Source organism: Niabella insulisoli, from assembly GCF_039652435.2.
Lineage (GTDB): Bacteria > Bacteroidota > Bacteroidia > Chitinophagales > Chitinophagaceae > Niabella > Niabella insulamsoli.
This window is the reverse complement of sequence record NZ_CP190246.1, coordinates 4,145,375-4,170,326: the sequence shown is the minus strand read 5'-3', so window position 1 is coordinate 4,170,326 and position 24,952 is coordinate 4,145,375. Positions and strand designations below refer to the sequence as shown.

The 24,952-nt window shown below is 44.9% G+C and carries 24 protein-coding genes; 15 read left to right on the top strand and 9 right to left on the bottom strand.

Translation table 11 applies throughout. From position 1 onward, the window contains the following. Positions 1 to 23 precede the first annotated feature (23 nt). From ABDK00_RS17735 to ABDK00_RS17705, 7 genes are all read left to right on the top strand, one after another. Positions 24 to 1,283: a quinol:cytochrome C oxidoreductase gene (locus ABDK00_RS17735; protein ID WP_346235991.1), complete on the top strand. Its 1,260-nt coding sequence runs from the start codon at positions 24 to 26 to the stop codon at positions 1,281 to 1,283. Between the two features lie 123 nt (positions 1,284 to 1,406). Next, positions 1,407 to 2,492: a cytochrome c oxidase subunit II gene (locus ABDK00_RS17730; RefSeq protein WP_346235992.1), complete on the top strand. Its 1,086-nt coding sequence runs from the start codon at positions 1,407 to 1,409 to the stop codon at positions 2,490 to 2,492. 39 nt (positions 2,493 to 2,531) lie between these two features. Next, entirely contained in the window at positions 2,532 to 4,346 is a 1,815-nt protein-coding gene (locus ABDK00_RS17725; RefSeq protein ID WP_346235993.1) for a cytochrome c oxidase subunit I, read from the top strand. Between the two features lie 144 nt (positions 4,347 to 4,490). Next, a complete protein-coding gene (gene cyoE, locus ABDK00_RS17720) occupies positions 4,491 to 5,369 on the top strand; it encodes a heme o synthase (RefSeq protein ID WP_346237364.1) in 879 nt (292 codons plus the stop codon). A gap of 79 nt (positions 5,370 to 5,448) precedes the next feature. Continuing rightward, positions 5,449 to 6,021, top strand: coding sequence for a heme-copper oxidase subunit III (locus ABDK00_RS17715; RefSeq protein ID WP_346235994.1), 573 nt, complete (start codon positions 5,449 to 5,451; stop codon positions 6,019 to 6,021). A 15-nt stretch (positions 6,022 to 6,036) separates the two neighbouring features. Beyond that, on the top strand, positions 6,037 to 6,918 hold the full coding sequence (locus ABDK00_RS17710) for a cytochrome c oxidase subunit 3 (RefSeq protein ID WP_346235995.1): 882 nt from the start codon (positions 6,037 to 6,039) through the stop codon (positions 6,916 to 6,918). A gap of 45 nt (positions 6,919 to 6,963) precedes the next feature. Continuing rightward, positions 6,964 to 7,446, top strand: coding sequence for a cytochrome C oxidase subunit IV family protein (locus tag ABDK00_RS17705; RefSeq protein ID WP_346235996.1), 483 nt, complete (start codon positions 6,964 to 6,966; stop codon positions 7,444 to 7,446). Positions 7,447 to 7,571: 125 nt separating this feature from the next. Here ABDK00_RS17705 and ABDK00_RS17700 read toward each other — a convergent pair whose 3' ends face one another. Both ABDK00_RS17700 and ABDK00_RS17695 read right to left on the bottom strand, forming a co-directional pair. Then, on the bottom strand, positions 7,572 to 8,279 hold the full coding sequence (locus ABDK00_RS17700) for a TerC family protein (RefSeq protein ID WP_346235997.1): 708 nt from the start codon (positions 8,277 to 8,279) through the stop codon (positions 7,572 to 7,574). Between the two features lie 33 nt (positions 8,280 to 8,312). Beyond that, a complete protein-coding gene (locus ABDK00_RS17695) occupies positions 8,313 to 8,930 on the bottom strand; it encodes an HAD family phosphatase (protein WP_346235998.1) in 618 nt (205 codons plus the stop codon). 94 nt (positions 8,931 to 9,024) lie between these two features. On the opposite strand from ABDK00_RS17695, the gene ABDK00_RS17690 reads away from it, so the two are divergent. Together ABDK00_RS17690 and ABDK00_RS17685 are read left to right on the top strand one after the other, a co-directional pair. Beyond that, positions 9,025 to 9,801 (top strand): glycoside hydrolase family 16 protein, encoded by a 777-nt coding sequence (locus ABDK00_RS17690; RefSeq protein ID WP_346235999.1) that lies wholly within the window; start codon positions 9,025 to 9,027, stop codon positions 9,799 to 9,801. A 76-nt stretch (positions 9,802 to 9,877) separates the two neighbouring features. Continuing rightward, positions 9,878 to 10,303: a hypothetical protein gene (locus ABDK00_RS17685; protein ID WP_346236000.1), complete on the top strand. Its 426-nt coding sequence runs from the start codon at positions 9,878 to 9,880 to the stop codon at positions 10,301 to 10,303. 17 nt (positions 10,304 to 10,320) lie between these two features. On the opposite strand, the gene ABDK00_RS17680 is transcribed toward ABDK00_RS17685, so the two are convergent. The 3 genes from ABDK00_RS17680 to ABDK00_RS17670 form a co-directional block, all read right to left on the bottom strand. Then, the gene (locus ABDK00_RS17680) at positions 10,321 to 10,965 is read right to left on the bottom strand and encodes a peptide deformylase (RefSeq protein WP_346236001.1); all 645 of its coding nucleotides are present in this window, start codon (positions 10,963 to 10,965) and stop codon (positions 10,321 to 10,323) included. A 20-nt stretch (positions 10,966 to 10,985) separates the two neighbouring features. Further along, complete coding sequence (gene polA / locus ABDK00_RS17675) at positions 10,986 to 13,835, bottom strand: DNA polymerase I (RefSeq protein WP_346236002.1); 2,850 nt, start codon at positions 13,833 to 13,835, stop codon at positions 10,986 to 10,988. 125 nt (positions 13,836 to 13,960) lie between these two features. Next, on the bottom strand, positions 13,961 to 15,181 hold the full coding sequence (locus ABDK00_RS17670) for a DEAD/DEAH box helicase (protein ID WP_346236003.1): 1,221 nt from the start codon (positions 15,179 to 15,181) through the stop codon (positions 13,961 to 13,963). Positions 15,182 to 15,433: 252 nt separating this feature from the next. On the opposite strand from ABDK00_RS17670, the gene serS reads away from it, so the two are divergent. The 5 genes from serS (at position 15,434) to ABDK00_RS17645 (ending at position 20,336) form a co-directional block, all read left to right on the top strand. Next, positions 15,434 to 16,708, top strand: coding sequence for a serine--tRNA ligase (gene serS, locus ABDK00_RS17665; RefSeq protein ID WP_346236004.1), 1,275 nt, complete (start codon positions 15,434 to 15,436; stop codon positions 16,706 to 16,708). 8 nt (positions 16,709 to 16,716) lie between these two features. Next, a complete protein-coding gene (locus tag ABDK00_RS17660; protein ID WP_346236005.1) occupies positions 16,717 to 17,031 on the top strand; it encodes a hypothetical protein in 315 nt (104 codons plus the stop codon). 184 nt (positions 17,032 to 17,215) lie between these two features. Continuing rightward, a complete protein-coding gene (locus ABDK00_RS17655) occupies positions 17,216 to 18,685 on the top strand; it encodes a DUF1800 domain-containing protein (protein ID WP_346236006.1) in 1,470 nt (489 codons plus the stop codon). Positions 18,686 to 18,719: 34 nt separating this feature from the next. Beyond that, the gene (locus ABDK00_RS17650) at positions 18,720 to 19,919 is read left to right on the top strand and encodes a DUF1501 domain-containing protein (protein ID WP_346236007.1); all 1,200 of its coding nucleotides are present in this window, start codon (positions 18,720 to 18,722) and stop codon (positions 19,917 to 19,919) included. A gap of 102 nt (positions 19,920 to 20,021) precedes the next feature. Beyond that, entirely contained in the window at positions 20,022 to 20,336 is a 315-nt protein-coding gene (locus ABDK00_RS17645; RefSeq protein WP_346236008.1) for a DUF3817 domain-containing protein, read from the top strand. 13 nt (positions 20,337 to 20,349) lie between these two features. Here ABDK00_RS17645 and ABDK00_RS17640 read toward each other — a convergent pair whose 3' ends face one another. Further along, positions 20,350 to 21,756 carry a BatD family protein gene (locus tag ABDK00_RS17640; RefSeq protein ID WP_346236009.1) on the bottom strand — a complete coding sequence of 469 codons (1,407 nt, stop codon included), beginning with the start codon at positions 21,754 to 21,756 and terminating at the stop codon, positions 20,350 to 20,352. A 27-nt stretch (positions 21,757 to 21,783) separates the two neighbouring features. Further along, positions 21,784 to 22,485 (bottom strand): SDR family oxidoreductase, encoded by a 702-nt coding sequence (locus ABDK00_RS17635; protein ID WP_346236010.1) that lies wholly within the window; start codon positions 22,483 to 22,485, stop codon positions 21,784 to 21,786. Positions 22,486 to 22,563: 78 nt separating this feature from the next. On the opposite strand from ABDK00_RS17635, the gene ABDK00_RS17630 reads away from it, so the two are divergent. Beyond that, positions 22,564 to 23,274 (top strand): YjjG family noncanonical pyrimidine nucleotidase, encoded by a 711-nt coding sequence (locus tag ABDK00_RS17630; protein ID WP_346236011.1) that lies wholly within the window; start codon positions 22,564 to 22,566, stop codon positions 23,272 to 23,274. Here the strand turns inward: ABDK00_RS17630 and ABDK00_RS17625 are convergent. Then, positions 23,271 to 23,999 carry a hypothetical protein gene (locus tag ABDK00_RS17625; RefSeq protein ID WP_346236012.1) on the bottom strand — a complete coding sequence of 243 codons (729 nt, stop codon included), beginning with the start codon at positions 23,997 to 23,999 and terminating at the stop codon, positions 23,271 to 23,273. The genes ABDK00_RS17630 and ABDK00_RS17625 overlap by 4 nt on opposite strands. Positions 24,000 to 24,052: 53 nt before the next feature. Beyond that, positions 24,053 to 24,952: a DUF72 domain-containing protein gene (locus ABDK00_RS17620; protein WP_346236013.1), complete on the bottom strand. Its 900-nt coding sequence runs from the start codon at positions 24,950 to 24,952 to the stop codon at positions 24,053 to 24,055.

Below are 24,952 nucleotides of genomic sequence, written 5' to 3'. Positions count from 1 at the left end.
AACTTATTTAATAAAGATCAGGAATGTCAACAGTAGAAAAATTTATACCTACAAAAAAATATAACACCATCGCTTATGTGTTAATGGGTGTAGGGTTGATCGCAGCCATTGCATTGTATATTTCAACGCATGGGGTTACGGGTAGCGAAGAAGAGGTACACAGAAGCCATGCACGTTTTTGGGCAAGCCTGTTGCAAAACAGTGTCTACTTCCTGTTAGTAGTAAACGCTGCCATGTTCTTTATGTGCGCAACCACCCTTGCCTGGGGCGGCTGGCAGATTGGTTTTTCACGTGTGACAGAAGCGGTATCTTCCGCGGTGCCGGTAATCGGCGTTATCGCAGCCGTGATTTTATTATCTATCGTATTTGGCGGCAATCACGTTATTTATCACTGGACGGATACCGCTCACGTAGAGCACGATCCGGTATTGAAATTTAAAAGCGGGTTCTTAAATAAAACATTTTATACTGTTGTAACCGTGTTCACGGTTGTATTTTGGTCATTCTTAGGTTGGAAAATGCGCCAGCGTTCGCGCAGCCTGGATACCAATCCTCCTGTTACCGTAGAAGCACGTAAGAAGTTTCTTTGGGACAATACGGTAATGGCGGCTTTATACATCGTGGTATTTGCACTTACGATCATGTCTTCTCTGCCCTGGTTATGGTTGATGAGTATCGATGCGCACTGGTTCAGCACCATGTATAGCTGGTACACGTTTGCCAGCACGTTTGTAGCCGGTATTGCTTTGATAAGCCTGTATGTCGTTTTCCTAAAAAACAACGGCATGCTGCCCGCAGTGAACAAAGAGCATTTGCACGACCTTGGTAAATTCATGTTCGCATTCTCCATTTTCTGGACTTACTTGTGGTTCTCTCAGTTTATGCTGATCTGGTACAGTAACCAGCCTGAGGAAACCGTGTATTTTGTGAACAGGATCGGCAACGCCTATAATCCAGGCCATTATGCCGGAATATTCTGGACCATGTTGACCATCAACTTTGTAGGTCCGATTCTGATCTTCATGAGCCGCGACTCGAAAAGGAACTACACGATCGTAACCTTTGTATCTATATTAATTTTATTTGGGCACTGGCTCGACTTTTTCCAAATGGTATTCCCGGCAGTCTCGCCCAATAAAGTACCAAACATTGCTTTCGACATGGGCATCGCAATGTTCTTTGTAGGATTGATTATGTTGTTGGTGGCGCGGACTTTAAGCAAATATCCGCTGACGGTTGAAAATCATCCGTTCGCCAAAGAAAGTGTTATCCACCATACCTAATTAATTTTCAATTATTGAAAGGTAAACAATAAGATAAAGGGTTTGCGGGGGAAGATAACAAAGGGTTATTGAACCTCATAAGCTAAAAAACAGAAAGAAAACAATAACAGAACAATACATCGTATGCATACTTTTTTACTAATAGCGATTTTATTATTGGGATTCATTATCACCTTTCAGATTGCAAGGGCTACTGAATTTGTATCAATAATACAAGGAGAGGAAAGAACAAGAAAGCAGTCTAACCGGATCAATGCATTTCTTTTACTATTGTTCCTTGTTGTGGGCCTTTTCGGCGTTTATTGGGCGCACCACACATTGGCTGATAAAACGCTCGGCCTTAGCGGCGCGGCGTCAGATCATGGTATTAAGGTAGACAGAATGCTGAAATACACGCTGATCGCTACGGGTATTGTATTTTTTATTACGCAAATCCTTTTGTTTTGGTATTCTTTTAAATATCAGGAAAGAGAAGACAGAAAACCTTACTATTTCCCCCACAACAACAAGCTGGAGATGATCTGGACTGTTGTGCCGGCGATTGTTTTGACGGTGCTTATTTCTTTTGGATTGGTTTACTGGTACCAGATTACAGGGACCGCGCCTGAAAACGCCGCTACGGTAGAGGTTACCGGCAGCCAGTTTAAATGGGAGTTTCGCTATCCGGGAAAAGACGGCGTTTTGGGAAAGAAAAATTATAAATATATCGATGAAACACAGGATAACTCTTTAGGTCTGATTTGGGATGATGTTGCCACACACGACGACATCGTTTCCGGAGGCCCATTGCACCTGGTGGTAAACAAGCCTGTGAAGCTGGTGATCGGCGCCAAAGACGTTATTCACAGTGTGGGGCTGCCTCATTTCAGGTTGAAAATGGATGCTGTACCGGGTACGCCAACTACCTTGTGGTTTACACCGATTAAAACCACCAAGGAGATGATTAAGGAAACAGGCCGCGAGGATTTTGTTTTCGAAATTGCCTGCGACCAGATGTGCGGCGCCGGCCATACCGGAATGAGAGGAGAAATTATTGTAGAAACACAGGAAGAATATGATCAGTGGTTTTACTCGCAAAAGGCTGCTTATCAAACGGCCGTGTTAGACAAACAGCAGGAAACTGCCGCCGCTACGGCTCAGGCTGCTGCTCCGGCGTCTGTTGCCGACAGCGCGACCGCAGCAGTTGCTGATTCAACGAAAGAAAAATAATTTAATATACCTTAGCTATATATAAAGGGGACATTTTTTATGAGCGATACTTTACATACCAACCAGGAAACGGCGAGCCACAGCCATCATGCGGATGACCATCATCATGTGCATGCGCATCACAAAGAAACTTTTATTTCGAAGTATATTTTTAGCATGGATCACAAAATGATCGCGAAGCAATTCCTGATAACGGGAATCGTATGGGCGATTATTGGTGGGTTGTTCTCGGTTTTGTTCAGGTTGCAACTCGGTTTTCCTGAGGAAAGCTTTCCTATTTTGGAAACTTTTTTCGGAAAATGGGCTGAAGGCGGGCGTATCAGGCCTGAGTTTTATTACGCGCTAACCACAATGCACGGAACAGTTTTGGTATTCTTTGTATTGACAGCTGGTTTGAGCGGCACTTTCGCGAACCTGCTTATTCCATTGCAAATCGGCGCAAGGGATATGGCTTCTCCGATGATGAACATGCTTTCTTACTGGTTCTTTTTCGGCGGAAGTGTGGTAATGCTCGCTTCTTTATTCATTCAAACAGGGCCGGCATCTGGCGGTTGGACGATCTATCCGCCGTTGAGCGCACTGGGCCAGGCTTCTGAAGGTTCAAAAGCCGGAATGGATTACTGGATTATAGCTATGGCGCTTTTTGTGGTGTCTTCATTATTGGGAGGGTTGAACTATATCGCTACTATCTTAAACATGCGGACGAAAGGTATGTCAATGACCCGTGTTCCCTTAACAATATGGGCGTTGTTATTTACCGCCATCTTAGGTGTGCTTTCTTTCCCTGTATTGCTTTCAGGGTTGATTTTATTGTTGTTTGATCGCCACCTCGGCACCAGCTTCTATCTGAGCGATATTTATGTGGCGGGTCAGGCGCTTTCAAACGAAGGCGGTAGCGCGATCCTGTTCCAGCATTTGTTCTGGTTCCTGGGCCACCCTGAGGTTTACATCATCATTCTGCCTACCATGGGTATCGTGTCGGAAGTAATGTCGGTGAATGCGCGCAAACCCATCTTCGGTTATATGGCAATGGTGTTTTCTCTCTTTGCCATTTGTATCCTGGCGTTCTTGGTATGGGCGCACCACATGTTTGTCACGGGCATGAACCCATTCCTCGGGTCGGTGTTCGTACTGCTGACGCTGCTGATTGCCGTTCCTTCGGCTATTAAAGTGTTCAACTGGCTGACAACTTTATGGAGAGGTAATATTCGTTTTACGCCGGCCATGCTTTTTGCGATCGGATTCGTAAGCTTATTTATCTCGGGTGGATTAACAGGGATCTTCTTAGGAAACTCTACTATTGATATTCACCTTCATGATACCATGTTTGTGATTGCACACTTCCATATTGTAATGGGTGTATCCGCATTTTTCGGTATGTTCTGCGGTATTTATCACTGGTTCCCCAAAATGTATGGAAGATATATGAACAACACTTTAGGCTACATCCATTTTTGGGTGACACTGATCGGCGCTTATCTGATTTTCTGGCCGATGCACTATCAGGGCTTCGCGGGCATGCCTCGCCGATACCTCGATAAAAGCAGCTGGGTGAGCTTTAACCAGTTTCACGGCCTCGACGCAATGATTACGGTGGTAACCGTGATGGTATTTGCAGTGCAATTGATGTTTGTCTTCAACTATTTCTATTCGATGTATAAAGGAAGAAGAGTAAGATCTTTAAATCCATGGGGCGCAACCACGCTTGAGTGGACGACACCTATTCATCCGGGACACGGTAACTGGGAAGGTGAAATTCCTGAAGTGCATCGTTGGGCGTATGACTACGGTAAAGATGGAAGGGATTTCATTCCGCAAACCGAGCCGATTGGAGAAAAAGAAAGCGCGCATTAAGAGGCAAGGGTAGTCGTTTAAAGAAGTAGCATGTAGCGTGTCGCACAGAAAGAGATTTGGAAAATAATAATGAATATTTGAAAAGCGGGCGTTGTGCGTCGGATTCCTTCCCCTCCGGGGGAGCCAGAGGGGGCTGGAGTCGCTATGTTTAAAGATTTCGTACAACTTACAAAACCCTCTTTAAGTATAATGGTAGTTTTCAGCAGCGTAATTAGTTACCTGCTGGTACCTGAAGTGTTGATTGACTGGTGGAGGATTGTATTGCTCTTTGCAGGTGGGATGTTGGTTACAGGAAGCGCCAACACCATCAATATGGTAGTAGAAAAAGATACGGATGCGTTGATGAAACGTACCGCTAAAAGGCCCATTGCCAGCGGGCGCATAACGCCCGAGCAAGGTTGGGGCTTTGCGATACTGACAGGCGCCATCGGTGTATTTATTTTAGGCTATTATTTCAACTGGACAGCAGCCATCATCGCTGCGTTTAGCTTGTTTTTATACGCTTTTGTTTATACGCCTTTAAAAAAAGTCAATTCTATTGCGGTATTGGTAGGGGCGATACCCGGTGCGCTGCCTTGCCTGATCGGCTGGGTAGCCGGATTCGTTCCGGGACAGCAAATCGACTGGCTGGGCGGCGCCGTGATGTTCGGTATCCAGTTTTTGTGGCAGTTTCCACATTTCTGGGCCATTGCCTGGGTAGCGCATAAAGATTACAGCGAAGCTGGATTTAAGCTGTTGCCAAGCGATAAAGGGCCGACGAAATTTACAGCACTGCAAACGCTGGTATATTCGCTTTTGCTCGTGCCCATTACGTTCGCCCCGTTTTTCACCGGCATTAGCTCAGCAACGGGATTGATCGGCATTTTAGCTTTGGTGTTGATAGGAGCGGCCAACCTGTTCATGATTATGCGTTGTGTGATGCTGTATAACAGGATGGATGTAAAAAGCGCGAGAAATGTGATGTTTGGAAGTTATATGTATTTACCGGTAGTACTGTTAGCATTGTTATTGGCGAAAGGCTGATGCAGAGAGGTCAATCAAAATTTTAAAAAAGCGAAAGACAAAAAAATCGACAACGGCACTCAGGTGGCAAAATAAAATAATGATGGAATTAGTGAGTAGCGAACAACATAAAAGATTACACCCCCATAAGTTTACCCTTTGGGTGGCCATGGCGAGTATCATCATGATGTTTGCCGGTTTAACGAGCGCATTTATCGTAAAAAGTAATTTGACAGGGTGGCGCACCATGGTATTGCCAAAGGTTTTCTGGGTGTCGACGGTGGTGATCCTGGCAAGCAGCGTCACTATGCAGATGGCGACAAAGGCTTTCAAGGCGCGCGAAATGCTGCGTTACCGCTCTTTGATCACGACCACGTTTGTATTGGGGCTGGTATTTGTAGTTTGCCAGGTATTTGGCTTTTTTGATTTGTGGAACCAGAATATCCGGTTTAAAGGATCGTCCGGAGCAGGCCAGTTTTTTTATGCAATTGCCGGCCTGCACGCCCTCCATATCCTCGGCGGCGTGGTTGCGCTGGCGGTAATGCTGATACGTTCAGTCGCAGGAAAAACAAAACATTACAATTCCACTCCGGTTGAAGTAATGGGCATGTACTGGCATTTTGTCGACCTTTTGTGGTTGTATTTATTAATATTTTTTTTAATTGTAGGATAAAATTTTTCTTAAGGAATGGCACACGAAGCAACAGTAAACACACATCGTACCAAATGGTGGAGCGGCGGCAAAAGCCCTTTTAATATTGAGTACGGAAAAGTGATGATGTGGTATTTTTTAATGAGCGATGCTTTCACTTTCGGCGCGTTCCTGATTTCCTATGGAACCACCAGGTTTAGCCAGAATTTCTGGCCCGACCCCAACGTGGTTTTTAACGCATTGCCCGGCGCGGGCCATGCCAACCTGCCGCTTGTTTTTGTGAGTATCATGACATTCATTTTGATCATCAGTTCTGTAACCATGGTTTTGGCAGTGCATGCCGGCCACAACAGAAACAAAGCCGATGTGCAAAAATGGTTGCTTTGGACGATCATTGGTGGCTTGGCGTTTTTGGGTTGCCAGGCGTTGGAGTGGCATCACCTGTTAACGGCAGAACACGCTACGTTGATCGACGGTAAAATAGAATTGATCAGTCAGACCACCCGCCACAATCCATGGGGGCAGCTGGTGCACGGGCCTGAGCTGACGGCAGCGTTACAAAATTCTTCACCGGAAACTTTGGCGACATTGATCCATGAAAATCACTTATCTACAGCGTCGCATGCGGAATTAGCAAAAATGCCGGTAGATCAGCTGGCGCAAATGGTAAGCAGCTCCGACATTCATGTGCGCGAGACCGGGCCAGTTGCTTTTGGCGGATTTTTCTATGGTATTACCGGTTTCCACGGTTTCCACGTATTTAGCGGTGTGATCATCAATATCGTTATGTTATTAATGACCCGTTCGAATGTTTTTGAAAATAAAGGGCATTACCTGATGATAGAAAAAGCAGGCTTGTACTGGCACTTTGTAGATTTGGTTTGGGTGTTCGTGTTCCTGTGTTTTTATCTGATATAATCAAAAGGCATTAAATAAAATTATTACTAAGCATTTATAAAGGTTATGAGTAATCATTACGATCCTACAAAAGATATTTCTCCATCCGCGGCTTACCCGGAAGTAAGTGTGCATCACCACCATTCCGACGACGCTGAGTTTAAAAAAAGAGTAAAGAAAACTACGATTCTGTTATCTGTAATTACAGTAATAGAGCTCGCCATTGGTTTCCTGATTTATTTTCTTCATAAAGGAGAGCCTCCCTACTTTTTCATCCTTTTGTTGAAAGGTATTGTTTGTATCCTTACCCTGGCTAAAGCATATTATATCGTATCGGTATTTATGCACCTGGGCGATGAAATCAGGAATTTTATTATGACTATTGTGGTGCCGCTGGCATTATTCATCTGGTTCATCATCGCTTTTTTAGCAGATGGTCAGTCTTATAAAAACCTTCGCAATAGATATGATAAGCATTTCGAAGAAACTACAATGCCATCCTCTCACACCACGCCCGCCGAAGCGCCTGCCAAAGGCGAGGGCCACTAAGCATTAAAAAGCATCTAAATAAATAAAAGCCCCATTTCGGGGCTTTTTTTAATGAATTACTAAGGGGGGTGAAGAACCATTGGAGGCAAGCGGCTAAAGCCCGGAGGCAGCCAAGCGGCTCAAATTTATTTCGACTCGGGCTTTGTCTTTTCGGTTGTTTTCATTTGAACTAAATCGACCAGGAAGGAGAACCCCATCGCAAAATAGATATAGCCTTTCGGAATTTTCACTTCAAAGCCCTCGGCCAGCAATGCAAAACCGATCAACATTAGAAAGCAAAGCGCCAAAACCTTGAACGACGGGTGGCGGCTGATGAAGCTACTGATGGGTTTCGAAGCGATCAGCATTATAATCACGGTCACCACAACGGCGGTGTACATGATCCACAATTCGCTGACCATGCCGACTGCTGTAATGATAGAATCAATTGAAAACACAAGATCGAGCACAATGATTTCTGATAAAAGTTTCCTGAAACTGCTGGTTTTAATATTTGTTGGTGCGTTAGGGTCGGGCTCCTCTGTTTTATGATAAATTTCTTTGGTGCTTTTGTATAAAAGAAACAAACCCCCAAGAATAAGAATAAGCTCTTTGCCCGTGAATGACATATCAAAAACCGTGAACAGCGTTTGATCGAGTTTTAAAATCCAGGAAAGAATGGCCAGTAAAATCAGGCGCATGACCATGGCCAGGCCGATACCCCAGATCCGCAGTTTATTTCTTTGATTTTCGGGCAGCTTGTCAGCCAATATCGAAATAAAAATAATGTTGTCAATGCCTAACACTACTTCGAGCGCAATAAGCGTCAGTAGCGGAATAATTGCATCTGCCATAAAGTTGAATTTTCCTGATCAGGTAATTTTAAATTAAAAATTTTTAAAGTCGATATTTTCAATCAGCGATCCCGGTTCTAACAAATGAATTTTCATGCCAAGTTTTTCGGCATTAGGAAAATTGGAATATGTATCGTCAACAAACACTGTTTCTTCCGGTTGAATGCCCGCGTCCTTGATGATAAATTCAAAGGTTTCCAAATCGGGTTTCCTCAAACCAATATCCTGCGAATAATAGGCTTTGGTAAAGAAAGATTCGAGCGATGGGTAGTGGGTTTGTTCTAACAGCTGGCTCGAAAAATGATCATAATGAATTACATTGGTATTGCTTAGTAAATACAGGTTATAGTCGCTTTTCAGTTGTATAAGAAATTCGAGGCTTTCCATGCGGAACCCCAGCAGCAGCGCATTCCATGCATCTTTGATTTGCTTGTCTGTTACGGGCTGCGGCGCCATCGCTTTGATCCGGTTATAGAAGGCGCTGGCGGTTATTTTTCCTGTTTCTAAATCCTGGAAAAGGGTGTCGGCATTGTATTGCGAAAACATTTGCTCAAAATCAGAAAAACCCAGCTTCTCAAATGCATCAAAGGTTTTTGAAAAGTCAAGGTTATACAATACGCCGCCAAAATCGAAAAGAACATTTTTTATCATAAAAACGAAGATAAAAGAAATATGTAATGTCAGGGGAAACTCTAAAACCCACAATTTGGCCCGCGGATCAATTATCTTTGAAAAAATACCGCACATGAAATTTCCGTTGTTTGCCTTTTACTTACTGCTTTGCGCCGGGCCGTCTTTTTCGCAAGCGGCCGGCCGAAAACTGGTTTGGTCTGACGAGTTTAACTACACCGGCCAGCCCGATCGATCTAAATGGAACTTTGATATCGGCAATAACAAAGGATGGGGCAATAATGAACTTCAATATTATACTAGCAAAACGAAAAATGCACGTGTCGAAAAAGGACGCCTCATTATCGAAGCGCGCAAGGAAGATACGCTGGGGTTTCAATACACTTCGGCTAAGTTGGTCACTCGTGGCAAAGAGAGCTGGACCTACGGAAAAATAGAAGTGCGCGCCAAACTGCCGTCCGGAACCGGCTCCTGGCCCGCTATCTGGATGCTTGCAGAAAACATGAAGCAGTGGCCCGACGACGGAGAAATTGATATCATGGAGCATGTCGGTTACGATCGGGGCTGGGTGCACGCCTCTGTACATTGTAAAAACTACAACCACGTAATCGGAACTCAAAAGACAGCGAAGAAAAAGGTGGATGATGCGTCGGTGGCCTTTCATATATATGGGCTCGAGTGGACAAAAGACTCCATTATTATGTCAATAGATCATCAGCCCTATTTTTCATTTGCTAATGAAAAGAAGGGTTACAAGAGCTGGCCTTTTGACCAAAATATGTATTTGATTTTGAATGTTGCCGTAGGCGGTAACTGGGGCGGGCAAAAGGGCGTTGACAATAAAATATTTCCGGCAAAGATGGAAATTGATTATGTGAGGGTTTACCAGTAAGCGCTGCCGGATATTTTGAATACCTTTGTTGCGAATTTAAACGCCGCATCGTTATATTTATATAAATGTTTTTTTTATGAGAAAGATACCAATACTGCTTGCTGTGTGCTTTGGCGCACTCACCATGTTTTCTTGTTCCAAAAGCGACGTCCTTCCTGAAGAAAAAGAGGAAGGCCCGGGCGCTTCTTTTATCGGAGCCTGGACGGCCAAAGACTATAGCGGGGAAGTGTTCACCTATGAAAAGTTGTCGCAATTGGCCTCAAATCAATACGGCTACATTCTTAAAACTAACGGGAGGCTTACAGTGCGCGGTAATGCAAGCTGGTGTGGCACCCCGCCTTTAACCTATGCCGATTTCGACGGAACCTGGAGTTTTAAAGACAATATTCTGACGCTGAACGGCGGATATTGGGGCGGCAAAACAATCGAAAAATGGGAAATTCTTTCTCATTCTAATCAGGAGTTTTCGGCGAAAAGATTATCGATAGAACATATCCGATAAAGAATGTCCGTTTAACCTTATTCCGCTTTTTCTTCTGTCAATAAATTTTTCGCTCGAACGGGCGAAAAAGGAACATATTTCTTGCCTTTCTGATCTTTTATCCGGTCGGTAAACAGGGTGCCGGACAAATGATCCGTTTCATGCTGAAAAATCACGGCGGAAAAATCTTCCAATACTTCAAGATGCTGCTTTCCTTGCATGTCCGTGTAGGAAACCATCACCGAAAAATGACGCACTACATCGCCGCGGCCTTCGAAGGACAGATCGCCCTCCGGGCCAATGCAAAGTACAGAGGAGCGCCATACGATTTTCGGATTAATATAAAACTCGAAAGGTTGGTTTTGTTTATCGAAGCGCTGCACCCAAATCAGGTTGCGGTTGATGCCCACCTGTGGCGCGGCAATTCCCACGCCGCGGCGGCTGCTGTCTAACACAGCTTTCAACATGCGGCTCTTTAATAATGGCAGCAGCGGATCGTCAAACCCAATATCTGTCGAAATGGATACCAGGGCTTTCTGTCCTGCCGGTTCCGACAGCGGGATGACGCGTAACATAGCGCTGGTGTCGCCGCTCAATATTAATTTGCGCTCACCATCTGTAAACCGCTGCGCGTTCAAACCCAGCGATAAAAGAATCGCGATCAGCAGAAGGGAATATTTCATCAGGCTGATTTCTGTTTTAATTAATGCGCCTCGAGCCAGTTTTCTCCTTCACCACATTCCGCAATAACCGGAACGCCGAAAGGCAGCGGCAATGCAGCTTCCATATTTTCGAGGATCAGTGGTTTGAGCTCGTTCACTTCTTCGCGGCGGGCGTCAAAGATCAATTCGTCATGCACCTGAAGGATCATTTTGCTTTTCATTTTTGCCTGCTTCATAGCCTGATGTACTTTTTGCATCGCGAGTTTGATCATGTCGGCGGCGGTGCCTTGTATCGGAGAGTTGATCGCATTTCTTTCGGCAAAACCGCGAACGGTAAAGTTGCCGGAATTGATATCTTTTAGCCAGCGTTTGCGGCCCATCAGCGTCTCCACATATCCGTTCTCTCTTGCGAAATTGATCGTGTCGTCCATATACCGCTGAATACCTGAGAACTCTTTTTTATAGCTGTCAATAATAGCTTTCGCTTCCGTCCGCGATATGCCCAGATTATCGGCAAGGCCAAAAGCGCCCTGCCCGTAAATGATGCCGAAGTTGACACTCTTGGCTTTGTAGCGCATTTCCTTGGTCACTTCTTCCGGCGCCACATTAAACACCTGGGCCGCCGTTGCGGTGTGGATGTCGATGCCGCTTTTAAATGCGTTAACCATATTTTCATCGCCGCTGATGCCTGCCACAATGCGCAGCTCAATTTGGGAATAATCGGCCGACAGTAATATGTGATCGCTGTCCCTGGGGATAAAAGCCTTCCTGATTTCTTTACCGCGATCGGTTCTCACGGGGATATTCTGCAAATTTGGATTGTTGCTGGCCAGCCTGCCGGTTACGGCCACCGCTTGCCCATAAGTGGTGTGAACGCGGCCGGTTTTCGGGTTGATCAATTGGGGCAACGCATCCACATACGTGGATTTTAATTTGGTGAGTTCTCTGAAAGTAATAATTTCTTCAGCAATATGATGGCCTTTGGCGGCCAGCTTTTGCAATACATCTTCCCCGGTTTGGTATTGGCCCGTCTTTGTTTTTTTGGCTGACGGGTCTAATTTTAGTTTATCAAAAAGTACTTCGCCCAATTGTTTGGGCGACGCCAGGTTAAAACGAACGCCTGCAATTTCAAATACTTTTTTTTCTGCTTCTATCGCGTCTTTTTCAAGTTCCTGCGAATAAGCTTTTAAAAAACTTTCATCAATTTTAACCCCTTCAAACTCCATGTCGGTTAACACCGTTACCAATGGGTTTTCCACTTCGTCAAAAACGCGCTGCACTTCTTTCTTTTTCAGCAGTGGTGTAAACACTTCTTTGAGTTGCAGGGTAATATCAGCATCTTCAGCGGCGTAGTCTGTGATTTTTTCAAGCGAAACATCGCGCATCGTTCCCTGGCCTTTGCCTTTTTTACCAATCAGCTCCTCGATTGGTATCGGCTCATAACCCAGGTATTTGGTGCTGAGCTGATCCATACTCCGCTTACCATCGGGCTCAATCACGTAGTGCGCCAGCATCGTGTCGAACAGTTTCCCTTTGATGTCGATGCCATACCATTTCATCACCAGCAAATCATATTTAAGATTTTGGCCGATCCAGGTTTTGGAAGTATCATCAAACAAGGGTTTAAAAAGCGCAAGAATAGTATCGGTAGCCTCGCGGTCTTGCGGGCAAGGCACCCAGTAGGCTTCGCCGGCTTTCACCGAAAAGCTCAATCCCACGAGCTCCGCCAGATTCGCATCGATATGCGTGGTTTCTGTATCAAAGCAAATTTCATCAAAGCTGGCAAGCGTTTGTACAAGCCCGGTCAACGCGCCGGCTTCCGTAACAGCGGTATATTCATGTGGTACATCAGCCAGTTTTTTTAAGCTGGAAAAAGAAGGTGCGTCAGCCTCCTCGTCTGAGGTAGCGGACGCTGGCGCAGGAGCTTCTCCGCCGATCACATTGCCAAACAAATCAATTTGCAAGCCTTTGCTGCTCTTTTTGTTATCGGCCGATGTGGCCGCTGTAGCGGTTTCGAGCTCCTCGCCCAACAGGCGCTTGGCCAAGGTTCGGAATTCCAGCTCTCCAAAAATTTCTCTTAGCGCTTCTTTATTCCATTCGGTTACTTTAAATTCTTCCTCATGAAACTCAACCGGAACATCTGTGATGATGGTTGCCAGTTTTTTGGATAAAATGGCCAGGTCTTTTCCCTCCACTACTTTTCGGCCCAGCGCCCCTTTGATCGTTTCCGCATGGGCCACCACATTTTCGAGCGTTTCATATTCAGCCAACAGCTTTGCCGCCGTTTTTTCGCCTACGCCAGCGATGCCGGGGATATTATCCACCGCGTCGCCCATCAGTCCCAATACGTCGATAACCTGCGACACATTCTTTATATTCCATTTGGCGCAAACTTCTTCCGGGCCCATGATCTCTACGTCGCCGCCCTGATAACCAGGCTTGTAAATTTTTATTTTATCCGACACCAGTTGCCCGTAATCTTTATCGGGCGTTACCATAAACACGTCGTAACCTTCGGCTGCTGCTTTTTTAGCCAGGGTTCCGATAACATCATCGGCTTCATAGCCATCCGTTTCCACGCACGGAATATTAAACCCTTTGATTATCCGTTTGATGTCGGGCACAGCAATGAGAATATCTTCCGGCGTCTCTTGCCGATTGGCTTTATAAGCCGCATAATCTGTATGGCGTTCAGTAGGTTCGTGCGTATCAAAACAAACAGCCATGTGCGTCGGCTTCTGCTTATTGAGCAACTCAACTAATGTATTGGTAAAACCAAACTGGGCGTTGGTGTTTTTATTTTTACTGGTGATGCGGGGGCTGCGGATTAGCGCGTAATAAGCCCGAAAAACCAGGGCATAGGCATCTAACAGAAACAACTTTTTTTCCATAACCGCTAAGGTAAGCGGTAAACAAAAGATTAAAAAGTAAAAAAAGCGGATCTCAGGCGCGGGCGGCGCGAACAGGTTCGATCATAGCCCGAAAGCCATCACGGAAATCCCCTTTGGTGCCCTGCCTACTGGTGTCTTTTTCCTTTATTTTTAAAATATTTCTTTTTATTTCCCGGGTTGTTGTTGCGCCGGGCCGGGCTATATTCGGGCTGGGCGCCTAATTGTTCGGGGACTTTCATTTTGGAAACTTCTCTTCCGATCAACCGCTCGATGGATTGAAACTTTCGCTGGTCTTTCATGTTGATCAACGTAAAAGCGCTTCCTTCGGCGGCGGCCCGTGCGGTGCGGCCGATGCGGTGCACATAATCTTCTCCGTCGTGCGGTACATCGAAGTTGATCACCAGGTCGATATTATCAATGTCGATACCGCGGCTCAAAATATCCGTTGCAACAAGTACCGGAAGGCGGCCGCTTTTATATTGAATCAGCGTTTCTTCGCGTTCTATCTGTTCGAGGTCGCTATGAATTTCGCCGGCTTTGATGCCTTTTCTCTTTAAATCGCGCGTCAGTTGTTTTACATTCAGCTTATTGCTGCAAAAAATGAGCACCGATCGATATTGCTTTTCCTGAAGTAAATGTAAGATCAGCGGAATTTTTTGTTCGTCATAAACGAGATAAGCCTGTTGTACGATCTTTTCAGGCGGTTTACTCATTGCTATGCTGACCTCAACCGGATTGTGTAAAATGCGTTGCGCCAGCGTTTTTATTTTTGGCGGCATGGTGGCGCTAAACAGGAGGTTTTGCCGCTGTTTGGGCAGGTGATTGATGATAAACATGATATCATCATAGAATCCCATGTCTAGCATGCGGTCGGCTTCGTCAAGCACCAGATACTGAAGGGTGTCTAATTTTACATAGCCCATTTTTATATGGACCATCATTTTACCGGGTGTGCAAACCACGAATTCAGCGCCCATGGTAAGGGCTTTTTTCTCCTGAACAAAGTTGTTGCCATCTCCACCGCCATAAATAGCGATAGAGCTCACCGAAGTAAAATAAGAAAGCCCTTCGAGGTGTTGCGAAATCTGAACCGCCAGTTCGCGTGTGGGCACGATGATCATACATTTAATACCATTGGAACCGGTATTTTTTGTAAGCACATTATTGATCAACGGCAACAAAAAGGCGGCCGTTTTGCCGGTTCCGGTTTGCGCGAAGGCGATAGCGTCTTTTCCCTCTAAAATATGCGGAATAACCTGCGCCTGAATGGGTGTTGCGTTTTGGTAGTTCGATGCTTCTATGCCTTCCAGGAGGCGCTCGTCAAAATTAAAATCTGTAAATTTCAATGGAAATGTTTATAATAGTCAAGATGGTAAAGGTAGTCATAAAACGCCATTTGCCGGAAACAGGGTTGTAATAATGATTAATTTAGAGAAGTCAAAATTATTATTTTACAATATGTGGAGCAACGCGTTAAAGAGATAATCCATCTCAACTCGCTGTTTGCGGTAAAAACTCACCGTTATATCCTGCCTCCTCATTAAAAAATTGTGCCCGCTCGCGCAATTGATTATATTTTTGCGCAAAACAAATTCGACATGTTACAAGTAAATGTGATAAGGCAAAATGTGCAGGAAGTGAAAGAACGCCTGAATGTAAAAAACTTTAAAAATATGGAGCTGGTGGATTCGGTGATCGCCATGGATGATGAGCGCAAGCGGCTTCAACTCGAATTTGATACTACGCAGGCATTGGTGAACAGCACTTCAAAAGAGATCGGCGGCCTGATGGCAAAAGGAGACAAGGAGGCGGCAGAAGGAAAGAAAAAAGCAGTTGCCGAATTGAAAGCTAAACTGCAGCCAATCACCGAGCAACTAAGTCAAACCGAAGCGGCCCTGCAGGAAGCGCTGGTTCAGATTCCCAACCTGCCTTCAACACTCGTGCCCGCGGGCCACACCGCTGAAGACAACGAGGTAGTGCGCGAGGCCGGCGTAAAACCTGCTCTTTACGCGGGTGCAAAACCTCACTGGGACCTGATCAAAGAATATGATATCGTGGATTTCGAAACCGGCGCTAAAATCACCGGCAGCGGCTTTCCCTTGTATAAAGGCGCGGGAGCCAGGCTGCAACGCGCGCTGGTGCAATATTTCCTCGATTATAATACAAACGCCGGCTACACCGAATACCTGCCGCCATTTATGGTTAATGAAGCATCCGCGTACGGTACCGGCCAGCTGCCAGACAAGGAAGGGCAAATGTATCATATGCCAGCCGACAGCTTTTATATGATTCCAACTTCGGAAGTGCCGGTTACCAATATTTATCGCGATGAAATTTTAAAGGCCGAGCAACTACCGGTAAAGATGACCGCTTATTCGCCCTGCTTTAGAAGAGAGGCCGGAAGTTTTGGTAAGGATGTAAGAGGCCTGAACCGTGTTCATCAGTTTGAAAAAGTGGAAATTGTTCAATTGGTGCATCCGGCGAAAAGCTACGAAGCGCTTGAGGAAATGGTGACGCATGTAGAAAAACTTCTGGCATCGCTCGAATTGCCTTACCGTATTTTACGGCTTTGCGGAGGAGATATGTCGTTCACTTCGGCGCTGACCTACGATTTTGAAGTGTACAGCGCCGCGCAGGAACGGTGGCTGGAAGTTAGCTCCACCTCAAACTTTGAAAGTTATCAAACCAATCGCATGAAAATCCGGTTTAAAGATGAGAATGGTAAAACACAGCTCTTGCATTCGCTCAACGGAAGCTCGCTGGCGCTGCCGAGAATTGTGGCCTGCCTGCTCGAAAATAATCAGTCGGAGCGCGGCATTGAATTGCCAAAAGTGTTACATTCATATTTCGGAAAGGAAACGATCACCAAATAATATCTGAAATGAAGAAAACTATTATTGCCATCTTTGTATTCACGGGCTTTGTAATTGCCTGTTCACCAAAGGCTTCAAAAACACCTACTCCGCCACCACCTGCGCCAGTAACGGCTGCCGGCGTTGGATCGGTTGATGCCGGCGGGCTGATCATCAGTTCGGCAAAATGCACCAAATGTCATAAGGACCAAACCGGCCATGTGCCTAATCACAGTTTTGCAGAACAGGAAAAGTTAATGCAGGCTATGGCCAAAAAAGCCAAACTGACAGAACAGGAAACGCTGGATTTGATGGCTTACGTAAAAGCGAAAGCTAAATCGTAACCGGCCACAAAAATTTTTAAGGTCTGCAAACATGCAGGCCTTTTTTAATGCACCACAAGGTGTTAAACGCCGGCTTCATTAAACGTCTGTTAATAAAGCGGTTTCCAAGGTTATTTTGTACGATTCTTGTCACGGTTCATTTAAACCTTTTTTACTGCTTCAGGTCACATTTAAAAATCGACGTATGGAAATCTCTAATCAGCTAAAAAATCAACACCTGATGTGGCGCGCCGGTTTTGGCCCTTCTGTTGAACAGTTGAGCGATTTGCCCAAATATGCTCCCGAAAAATATTTTAAAGCTTTGCTGAAAGCTTCTTCGCAAGAACCTCAATATATCAATGTGGCGGATGAAAACCTGGTCAGTCTTTACGACCAGTTACAAGATGCCAATAAAAGGAAAAATTTTGATGAGATGAAACGCCGGGAAATCAACCGGATGCAGCAAGCTGCGGTGCGAAGCCTGAACCTTTACTGGTTGAAAGAAATGGTAACAACGTCGGCACAGTTGAGGGAAAAAATGGCTTTTTTCTGGCACGGTCATTTTGCCAGCAGAAACAATAATATCTTCTACAACCAGTTGTTGCTCCATGTTTTCAGAAAGTATGGCCTCAGCGATTTTGGTACATTGTTGCGAGAAGTGTCGCGCTCCGCCTCTATGTTGTATTTTCTTAATAATCAGCAAAATCGCAAAGGAAGGCCCAATGAAAACTTTGCGCGCGAAGTCATGGAGCTTTTCACGTTAGGCCGCGGCAACTACACCGAAACCGATGTGAAAGAAGCAGCGCGCGCCTTCACCGGGTGGACGGCGAACGGTAAAGGCGAATTTGTATTTAGAGAAAACAATCATGATAAAGACGCAAAGACATTTTTAGGGAAAACAGGCAATTTTAACGGAGACGATGTTTTAAATATTATTCTAGAACAACCACAAACCGCGAAGTTCATCACGAAAAAACTGTACACGTTTTTCGTAAATGACCAGCCTGATGAAACGCTTATTGCGCGGCTTGCCGATGATTTCTATAACAGCAAATACGACATTACCGCTTTGATGGAACAGATTTTTACCAGCAAGTGGTTTTACGATGAAAAAAATATCGGAACAAGGATCAAGTCGCCGGTGGAGTTGCTGGTAGGTATTCAGCGGATGATCCCTATGAAACTCGATAACGACTATGCCCTCTTTAATATGCAAAAGATTCTGGGGCAACAATTGCTTTACCCGCCAAATGTTGCAGGTTGGGCGGGCGGCCGCTCCTGGATCGACAGCAGCACTTTGATGATGCGCCTTCGCATCCCGCAGATGTTTAATGATAAAGACGAATTGAATGTAACACCCAAACAAGACGACGATGTGATGATGGGCCGTAAATCGGATGGCACGGCAAATGTGCCCATGAAGCCTGCCGCTGCGCCGCAGAAAAAAGTCTATGGCGCAGTCGAAGCGTCGATCAACTGGGAACAATATATCAACAGGTATGCTAAAATCGAACGGGATCAATTGCTTGGAATAATAAGACAACAAATATTGCAGGTGTCTACTCCACAAGTGGAACAAACGATAAGTAAAAGCCTCGATCTTTCGTCGAGAGCGGCTTTTATCAAATCAGCAACCGTTCAAATGATGAGCCTGCCGGAATATCAAATGTGTTGACCGGCAGATGGTGATAACTTTAAAATAGTGCGTTATGCTAATAAAAAGAAAAGAATTTTTACAAATCGGATCGCTGGCAACAGCGTCGATGATGATGCCAAAATTCTTAAAAGCATTTGAATCAAAAGCGCTTGTTCCCGCGGGGAATAAAGTCGTGGTGGTTTTACAATTAAGCGGAGGAAATGACGGCCTCAACACTGTTATCCCGGTTAGAAATGATATTTACTATAAACTCCGGCCCAGCCTTAGCATTAAAATGGAAAAAGCGGCTAAGCTCACAGATGAAGTGGCGTTGCATCCGTCTTTGACTGCTTTTAAAGGGCTATATGACGAAGGAAACCTGGCGATATTGAATAATGTGGGCTATCCTAACCCTGACCGGTCTCATTTTAGAAGCATGGATATCTGGCATTCGGCCAGTAAGAGCGACGAGTATGTTAACACGGGCTGGGTCGGTCGTTATCTGGACGCGCAATGTGCCGGCTGCGATAAACCCACGCAGGCGCTTGAAGTGGATGACGTATTGAGCCTGGCACTGAAAGGCGAACAAAGCAATGCCATTGCGGTGAAAGACCCACGGCGATTGTATGGAACATCAAATGAAAAATTTTTCAAAGATGTTATGAAAAACCACGGCGATCATCACGATGAAGAGCCGGTGGAATATCTTTATAAAACAATGGCGCAAACGCTTTCTTCTGCGGATTATATTTTTAAGCAGAGCCGCCTGCATCCTACCGGCGCCACTTATCCCAATACTGAATTGGGCAACGGTTTTAAAACCATTGCTTCGCTGATCTATTCTGAAATCAATACAAAAGTGTATTATATTTCGCTGGGAAGTTTTGACACCCATGTAAGCCAGGATGCCCAACAGACAAGGCTTTTCACGCAAATGAATGACGCTGTTAAAGCATTTACCGACGATCTGAAAAAAAATGGCCGAATGGACGATGTGTTGCTTTTTACCTTTTCTGAGTTTGGACGGCGCGTGGCGCAAAATGCCAGCAACGGCACCGATCATGGCACCGCCAACAATATGTTTTTAATCAGCGGTGGACTTAAACAAAAGGGAATGCTGAATGCTTTGCCCGACCTGGCCAGTTTAAAAGACGGGGATTTGCAATACAACGTCGATTTTAAAGACGTGTACGCGACGGTTTTAAAAAACTGGTTAAACGCCGACGCGACTAAAATTTTAGGTGCAAACTATAAAACCCTGGGCTTTGTTTAAGGCTTCAAGTTTATACGCGTTTCAAAGAAACTTATAATTTAACGTACTGCTCAACCTTTCTTTGTTAAAACTGTTTCTTTGTCAGTATAAAATATGCATTAAATGGCGAAAGATATCAAAGCGCTCAAGACCTTTATGAAGATTGCTTTCCTTGAAGGGATCTCCTATCTATTATTACTGCTGATTGCGATGCCGCTAAAATATTTTGCCGACATACCCGAGGGCGTAAAATATGTGGGTTGGGCGCATGGCGTCTTGTTTGTACTGTTTTGCATTTATCTTTTGAAAGTCTGGATCAGCTTCAAATGGAGTTTTTGGAAAGCGCTCATGGCTTTCATTGCTTCCTTGTTGCCGTTCGGCACTTTTGTATTGGATTCGAGACTAAGAAAGGAATACCCGGAGGTAAAAAATGCCTGATTATTTTGCCTTATCATAATTTCTTCAACAAATCGCTTGCTCTTTGCAAAAGCGACCTTCGCGCGGTAAGGTCTGGCAGACCGCCGCTATAAATGCTCATATCAATATCTGAAAGTAAAATCTTTACTTCCTCCTGTTTTTGAACACTAAGACCAGCAGTTGCCATAGATGGGTTACTTTGATGTTGATTGAATTGTCCGGCTTGCACTCCCGATTTGTGCTCCAAAAATGCGATCACGGATTTTTTAAGCGCAATGCTGAAAGTGTTTCCGTCGCTGTGTAACGCAGTTGTCGCAGGTTGCAGCCACTCCTCTACGGACAAATTTTTTTCTACAATGACTTCCTTATTACCAATGGTTTTTGCTTCGTTTCTTTTAGTGGGCGTGTCGGTTTTTTTCTTTTTTCTTAAAAAAATAAAAACAATAATAAAAAGCAGCAGTGCGACAGCCAGGCCGGCGAGTAGATAAATGTTTTGATGATCCGTCGTGGGCGCTGCCGATGCAGCGTCGTTTCCACCAGCGCCACTTTCGTCGATTACGCTAAATTCGAGCGGGATATTCGTAATTGTTTTATACTTGTAATTGACGGCGTCAAAAAAAGAAAATTGAATGGAAGGAATGGTATAAGATCCTGCCTTGTTGGCCACAAAAGGAATTTCAAACGATTTGTATCCGCCGCCACCATTTGAACCCGGCTGATCTTCATCAGTCTTTGTGTCGAAAACTTCAACGCCGTCGGGCCAGCTAATTTCCGGTTGTTTTATTTTACTAAAATCGCCTTTCCCGGTGATGGTGATAATTAATGCGGCTGCTTTGCCCGGCGCTACTACTTTTTCGCTTAACCGTACATCCATTTTAAAATCGCCCACCAGGCCTTCAAATTTCGCCGCGCGCTGACTATTTTGGGGTAATGCCGTAACAATTACCGGAATTGGAACGGAACTTATGGAAAGGTTGAAATAGCCGTTGTCCAGCGCATAGCCTTCTTCCACACCATTCAAAACAGGATCTTTTCGGCCATTGCCGTCGACCAGCCTGATGCGGTTTTGCATGATGAGCGGCCCTAAAGAGAGCGTGCCTGCTTTATAGGGCGTGAGCTGTAATTTCAAAACGGTGTGAACATCAAACCGAATGCCGTCGATCGTTTCGCGGGAGGCGATGCCATCGGCGCCTGACATCAAATCCTTTATTTCAAATCCTGCGAAAGCCGGTTTTCTCACGATGTTCGATTCGGAAGGCATGGCGCTGTAAAGCTTATAGGTTACAACAATAGGCTCGCCCACAAAACAATCGGTATTACTGGCATCGACTTTTAAAAAGACATTGCTTTTTAATCGCTCTTCCAGCGAAACATACGCTTCGTTCTGCGCGGCTGCACTGCTAACTATAAATAAAAAAAGAAAGGATAACAGCTGTTTCATTCCAAATGTGTTCAATTAAATAGCCGCTTACAGATCGCCTTGCTGCGGTCTTAAAACGATGTCTTCGACGCAGGCGCCCTTTGAAAGCCGGGAAGCGGCCAATATCATTTCGGCAATATCTTCCGCCTCCATGATCCGGCTGTTGCTGTTGTCAAAGTCTTGCCAGGAGTCCGTCAACACCGCGCCCGGGAATACGGAAGTTACTTTAATATGATCAGATTTTAACTCGTGGCGCAGGTTTGCGCTAAAGCCATGCAAAGCATATTTGCTGATGCTGTAAGCGCCGCCGCCAGGATAAGCCTGTAGTGAAGCGATTGAACAAATATTAAAAATATGGCCCGACTGCTGTTGCTTCATCGCCGGAAGCAGCGCGCGGGTTACATGATAGGCGCTGTAGAGGTTAGTAGCCACCTGCTTTTCGAGCGCTCCATCGGGCTCGTCGCCGATATTGCCCGGCTCAAACACGCCGGCATTATTGACCAACACTGCGGGAGCGCCTTGCTCAAGGCACCAGGCGCCAAATGATAAAGCCTGTTCTTTAACAGCCAGGTCAAAGGCTTTTGCGCTAACCGTTATTTCGCCGTAATGGGTTTGTAATGTTTCGACGGCTTTATACAGATTAAAGTCATTGCGCGAGGTTAAAAGAAGATTATAACCCTGCTTTGCAAATGCTTTCGCGATAGCAAACCCAATGCCGCGCGAAGCGCCTGTGATGACAACGTTATTCATATTATTATCTTTTCGTTTATACAATAAACATACCGGACAAATTTCTGTAATTCAGATTTAGTATTTTATTTTTACCGGATGAAGTATAAACATTTATTCTTCGATCTCGACCATACCCTTTGGGATTTTGATACGAATGCTAAAATTACTTTGCAGGATCTTTATACTACGCTCAACCTGGAAAGCCGCGGAGTGAACGATTTTGATCTTTTTTACCGGAGTTACCTGGCTCATAACCTAAAGCTTTGGGCACGCTACAGAAAAGGCTTTTTAAAGCAGGCGGAGCTGCGTGTAAAAAGGATGAGCCTGGCTTTGCTCGATTTTAAAATCGCTGATGATGCGCTGGCTGAAGCCATGAGCAGCCGGTTTTTGGAAATGTTGCCTACCCGAAATGTGTTGTTTCCGCATACCGTTGAAATACTGGAATACCTTCTTAATAAAAACTACAAACTTCATTTGATTACCAACGGGTTTGAAGAAGTGCAGCATCATAAAATCAACAATTCGAGGATCAACCACTATTTTGATAAAGTAATTACGTCAGAAGGAAGTAACAGCCTGAAGCCGAACAAGGCGATTTTCGACTATGCGCTACATGTTACGAAAGCGCAGGCCAGCGAAAGTATCATGCTGGGTGATGACCTTGACGCAGACATTGTTGGCGCTTACAAAGCCGGCCTCGATCAGGTGTTTATCAACCATATCGATGCCGCGCATGACCCGGTGGCAATGGGGTTTAAACCAACTTACGTTGTAACGCATTTGAAGGAATTGGAGGTGATTTTCTAAAGCATAATGCCCAGGCGGATACCACCAATCAGACTCGGCCGGAACCCAGTGTTCTCTGCTAACCCGGAGGATGCGAAAATGTCGTAAGCATTAGGATGGCGTGACTTGTAACGCTCATGTTTGCCTTCTTCAAACTCTCTCCTTTCGTTTTTTACCTGACGGTAAAATATGCCCAATCCGATATACGGGTCGATAAAAATTTTTGACAATCCTTTATATTTTTTTAACCACGTCTTAGCGGTAGGGTTGGATTGTTTTCCAAGGACAAAATTCAAGCCGGTGACGGATTTTTTTACTACAAACTCATCTTCTAATCGTTGATTGGGGTTATCTTTTTCTTGCTGAAGAGAGTACATTAAATCCTCCGTGTATTGGTTACTGCGCTGGAAAATATTTGCCGCTATATAATAGCCCGTTAGCTTTGCTACGTCCTTTTGGTTGAGATAATGGCGAAATTCAAAAGCGAGTTTAAAGCCCCGGTTATTTACAAATGATGTATCCGCCGAATTCCCTATTGAATAGATTTGATATCCTGCTTCAAATGTTAACGAGCCTGTTCTACTAATTTTCTTTTCGAGCGAAACATTAATTGTTGGAAAAGTTGTTTCATCTAGCAAAGAAGTGAGGTTGAGCTTAATAATGCCGATTGTGTTTTTATCCGGCGTTTGGCCAAAGCCTACAGTTGAAGCGATGAAGGTCAATAGCAGGCAAAATAAATTTCTCATAAGATTTGAGGTTGCAGTAAATTAGACGGAACTTCTCCTGTTTTCGCAACTCTTTAAAACATCTTTTTTTGCTTTTCATCAGCGGGCAGTTGCGGAACATGCAGTTCCAGCCCCAGCCGTTTGTTCAGCTTTTGAATAAAATAAGCCGACAATAGCGGCGAGGAAAGCTCCACATTTTGGTGAACAAAGAAGTAAAGTTTTTTAAGCCCCTGCTCATGCCATTTTTCGATTCGTTTGATCCAGTCGTCCAACCTTTTTTTATCGATCGCCTCCTCATTGCATCCCACAAAACGAATAAAAGCCTCGGGTGTCGTAAGCCGCATGTGAACCATATCCCTTCGCCCGGCCGTGTCCACAATTATGTTCGCCATTTTATTTTTTTCAAGCAGTTCGCAGAAAGCGCCCCAATGAAGCGGATCGGAAAACCAGGCTTCATTTCTCACTTCAACGGCTAATGGAATACCTTTCGGAAAATGTTTGACAAAATTGCTAAGCTTCTCGGCTTCGTTTGGAGAAAACCGGTCGTGTAGCTGCAAAAAAGCCATGCCCAGCTTGTTTTCGAAATTTGCTATCGCATTGCAAAACGTTTCGGCCAGCGGCAGGCTGTCGGCTGTAAGCCGCTTAAAATGGCTTATCGAATTAGTTAATTTGGGAAAAAACTTAAAGTCGCCCGGCGTTTTCTCGGTCCATTTAATTACCTGCTCCGCCGTCGGCATGCCGTAAAAAGTAGCGTTCAGTTCAATCGAATTAAACTGGGTGGCGTAATAGGGCAATTCGTCTTTTGTACCTTTTGGATAGAAATTTTTTAAATCAGATTTGTTCCATTTGGCGCAGCCGACATATACTTCAAACTGTTTACCCTTGGCCTTGCTTAAAACCTGCGTTGTTGCTGCTGCGTCTTTAGGGAGCTTAAAATTAACGCCGGTAGGATCGGCAACCTGTCCAAACTTCAT

Excerpts from the sequence above, each read along its gene's own strand:
- ABDK00_RS17700 (WP_346235997.1), bottom strand. The coding sequence starts at position 8,279 with ATGGCAGATGCAATTATTCCGCTACTGACGCTTATTGCGCTCGAAGTA.
- ABDK00_RS17705 (WP_346235996.1), top strand. The coding sequence starts at position 6,964 with ATGAGTAATCATTACGATCCTACAAAAGATATTTCTCCATCCGCGGCT.
- polA (WP_346236002.1), bottom strand. The coding sequence starts at position 13,835 with ATGGAAAAAAAGTTGTTTCTGTTAGATGCCTATGCCCTGGTTTTTCGG.
- ABDK00_RS17640 (WP_346236009.1), bottom strand. The coding sequence starts at position 21,756 with ATGAAACAGCTGTTATCCTTTCTTTTTTTATTTATAGTTAGCAGTGCA.
- ABDK00_RS17710 (WP_346235995.1), top strand. The coding sequence starts at position 6,037 with ATGGCACACGAAGCAACAGTAAACACACATCGTACCAAATGGTGGAGC.
- serS (WP_346236004.1), top strand. The coding sequence starts at position 15,434 with ATGTTACAAGTAAATGTGATAAGGCAAAATGTGCAGGAAGTGAAAGAA.
- ABDK00_RS17715 (WP_346235994.1), top strand. The coding sequence starts at position 5,449 with ATGATGGAATTAGTGAGTAGCGAACAACATAAAAGATTACACCCCCAT.
- ABDK00_RS17620 (WP_346236013.1), bottom strand. The coding sequence starts at position 24,952 with ATGAAGTTTGGACAGGTTGCCGATCCTACCGGCGTTAATTTTAAGCTC.
- ABDK00_RS17625 (WP_346236012.1), bottom strand. The coding sequence starts at position 23,999 with ATGAGAAATTTATTTTGCCTGCTATTGACCTTCATCGCTTCAACTGTA.
- ABDK00_RS17660 (WP_346236005.1), top strand. The coding sequence starts at position 16,717 with ATGAAGAAAACTATTATTGCCATCTTTGTATTCACGGGCTTTGTAATT.
- ABDK00_RS17730 (WP_346235992.1), top strand. The coding sequence starts at position 1,407 with ATGCATACTTTTTTACTAATAGCGATTTTATTATTGGGATTCATTATC.
- ABDK00_RS17655 (WP_346236006.1), top strand. The coding sequence starts at position 17,216 with ATGGAAATCTCTAATCAGCTAAAAAATCAACACCTGATGTGGCGCGCC.
- ABDK00_RS17690 (WP_346235999.1), top strand. The coding sequence starts at position 9,025 with ATGAAATTTCCGTTGTTTGCCTTTTACTTACTGCTTTGCGCCGGGCCG.
- ABDK00_RS17635 (WP_346236010.1), bottom strand. The coding sequence starts at position 22,485 with ATGAATAACGTTGTCATCACAGGCGCTTCGCGCGGCATTGGGTTTGCT.
- ABDK00_RS17650 (WP_346236007.1), top strand. The coding sequence starts at position 18,720 with ATGCTAATAAAAAGAAAAGAATTTTTACAAATCGGATCGCTGGCAACA.
- ABDK00_RS17630 (WP_346236011.1), top strand. The coding sequence starts at position 22,564 with ATGAAGTATAAACATTTATTCTTCGATCTCGACCATACCCTTTGGGAT.
- ABDK00_RS17685 (WP_346236000.1), top strand. The coding sequence starts at position 9,878 with ATGAGAAAGATACCAATACTGCTTGCTGTGTGCTTTGGCGCACTCACC.
- ABDK00_RS17645 (WP_346236008.1), top strand. The coding sequence starts at position 20,022 with ATGGCGAAAGATATCAAAGCGCTCAAGACCTTTATGAAGATTGCTTTC.
- ABDK00_RS17735 (WP_346235991.1), top strand. The coding sequence starts at position 24 with ATGTCAACAGTAGAAAAATTTATACCTACAAAAAAATATAACACCATC.
- cyoE (WP_346237364.1), top strand. The coding sequence starts at position 4,491 with ATGTTTAAAGATTTCGTACAACTTACAAAACCCTCTTTAAGTATAATG.
- ABDK00_RS17695 (WP_346235998.1), bottom strand. The coding sequence starts at position 8,930 with ATGATAAAAAATGTTCTTTTCGATTTTGGCGGCGTATTGTATAACCTT.
- ABDK00_RS17725 (WP_346235993.1), top strand. The coding sequence starts at position 2,532 with ATGAGCGATACTTTACATACCAACCAGGAAACGGCGAGCCACAGCCAT.
- ABDK00_RS17680 (WP_346236001.1), bottom strand. The coding sequence starts at position 10,965 with ATGAAATATTCCCTTCTGCTGATCGCGATTCTTTTATCGCTGGGTTTG.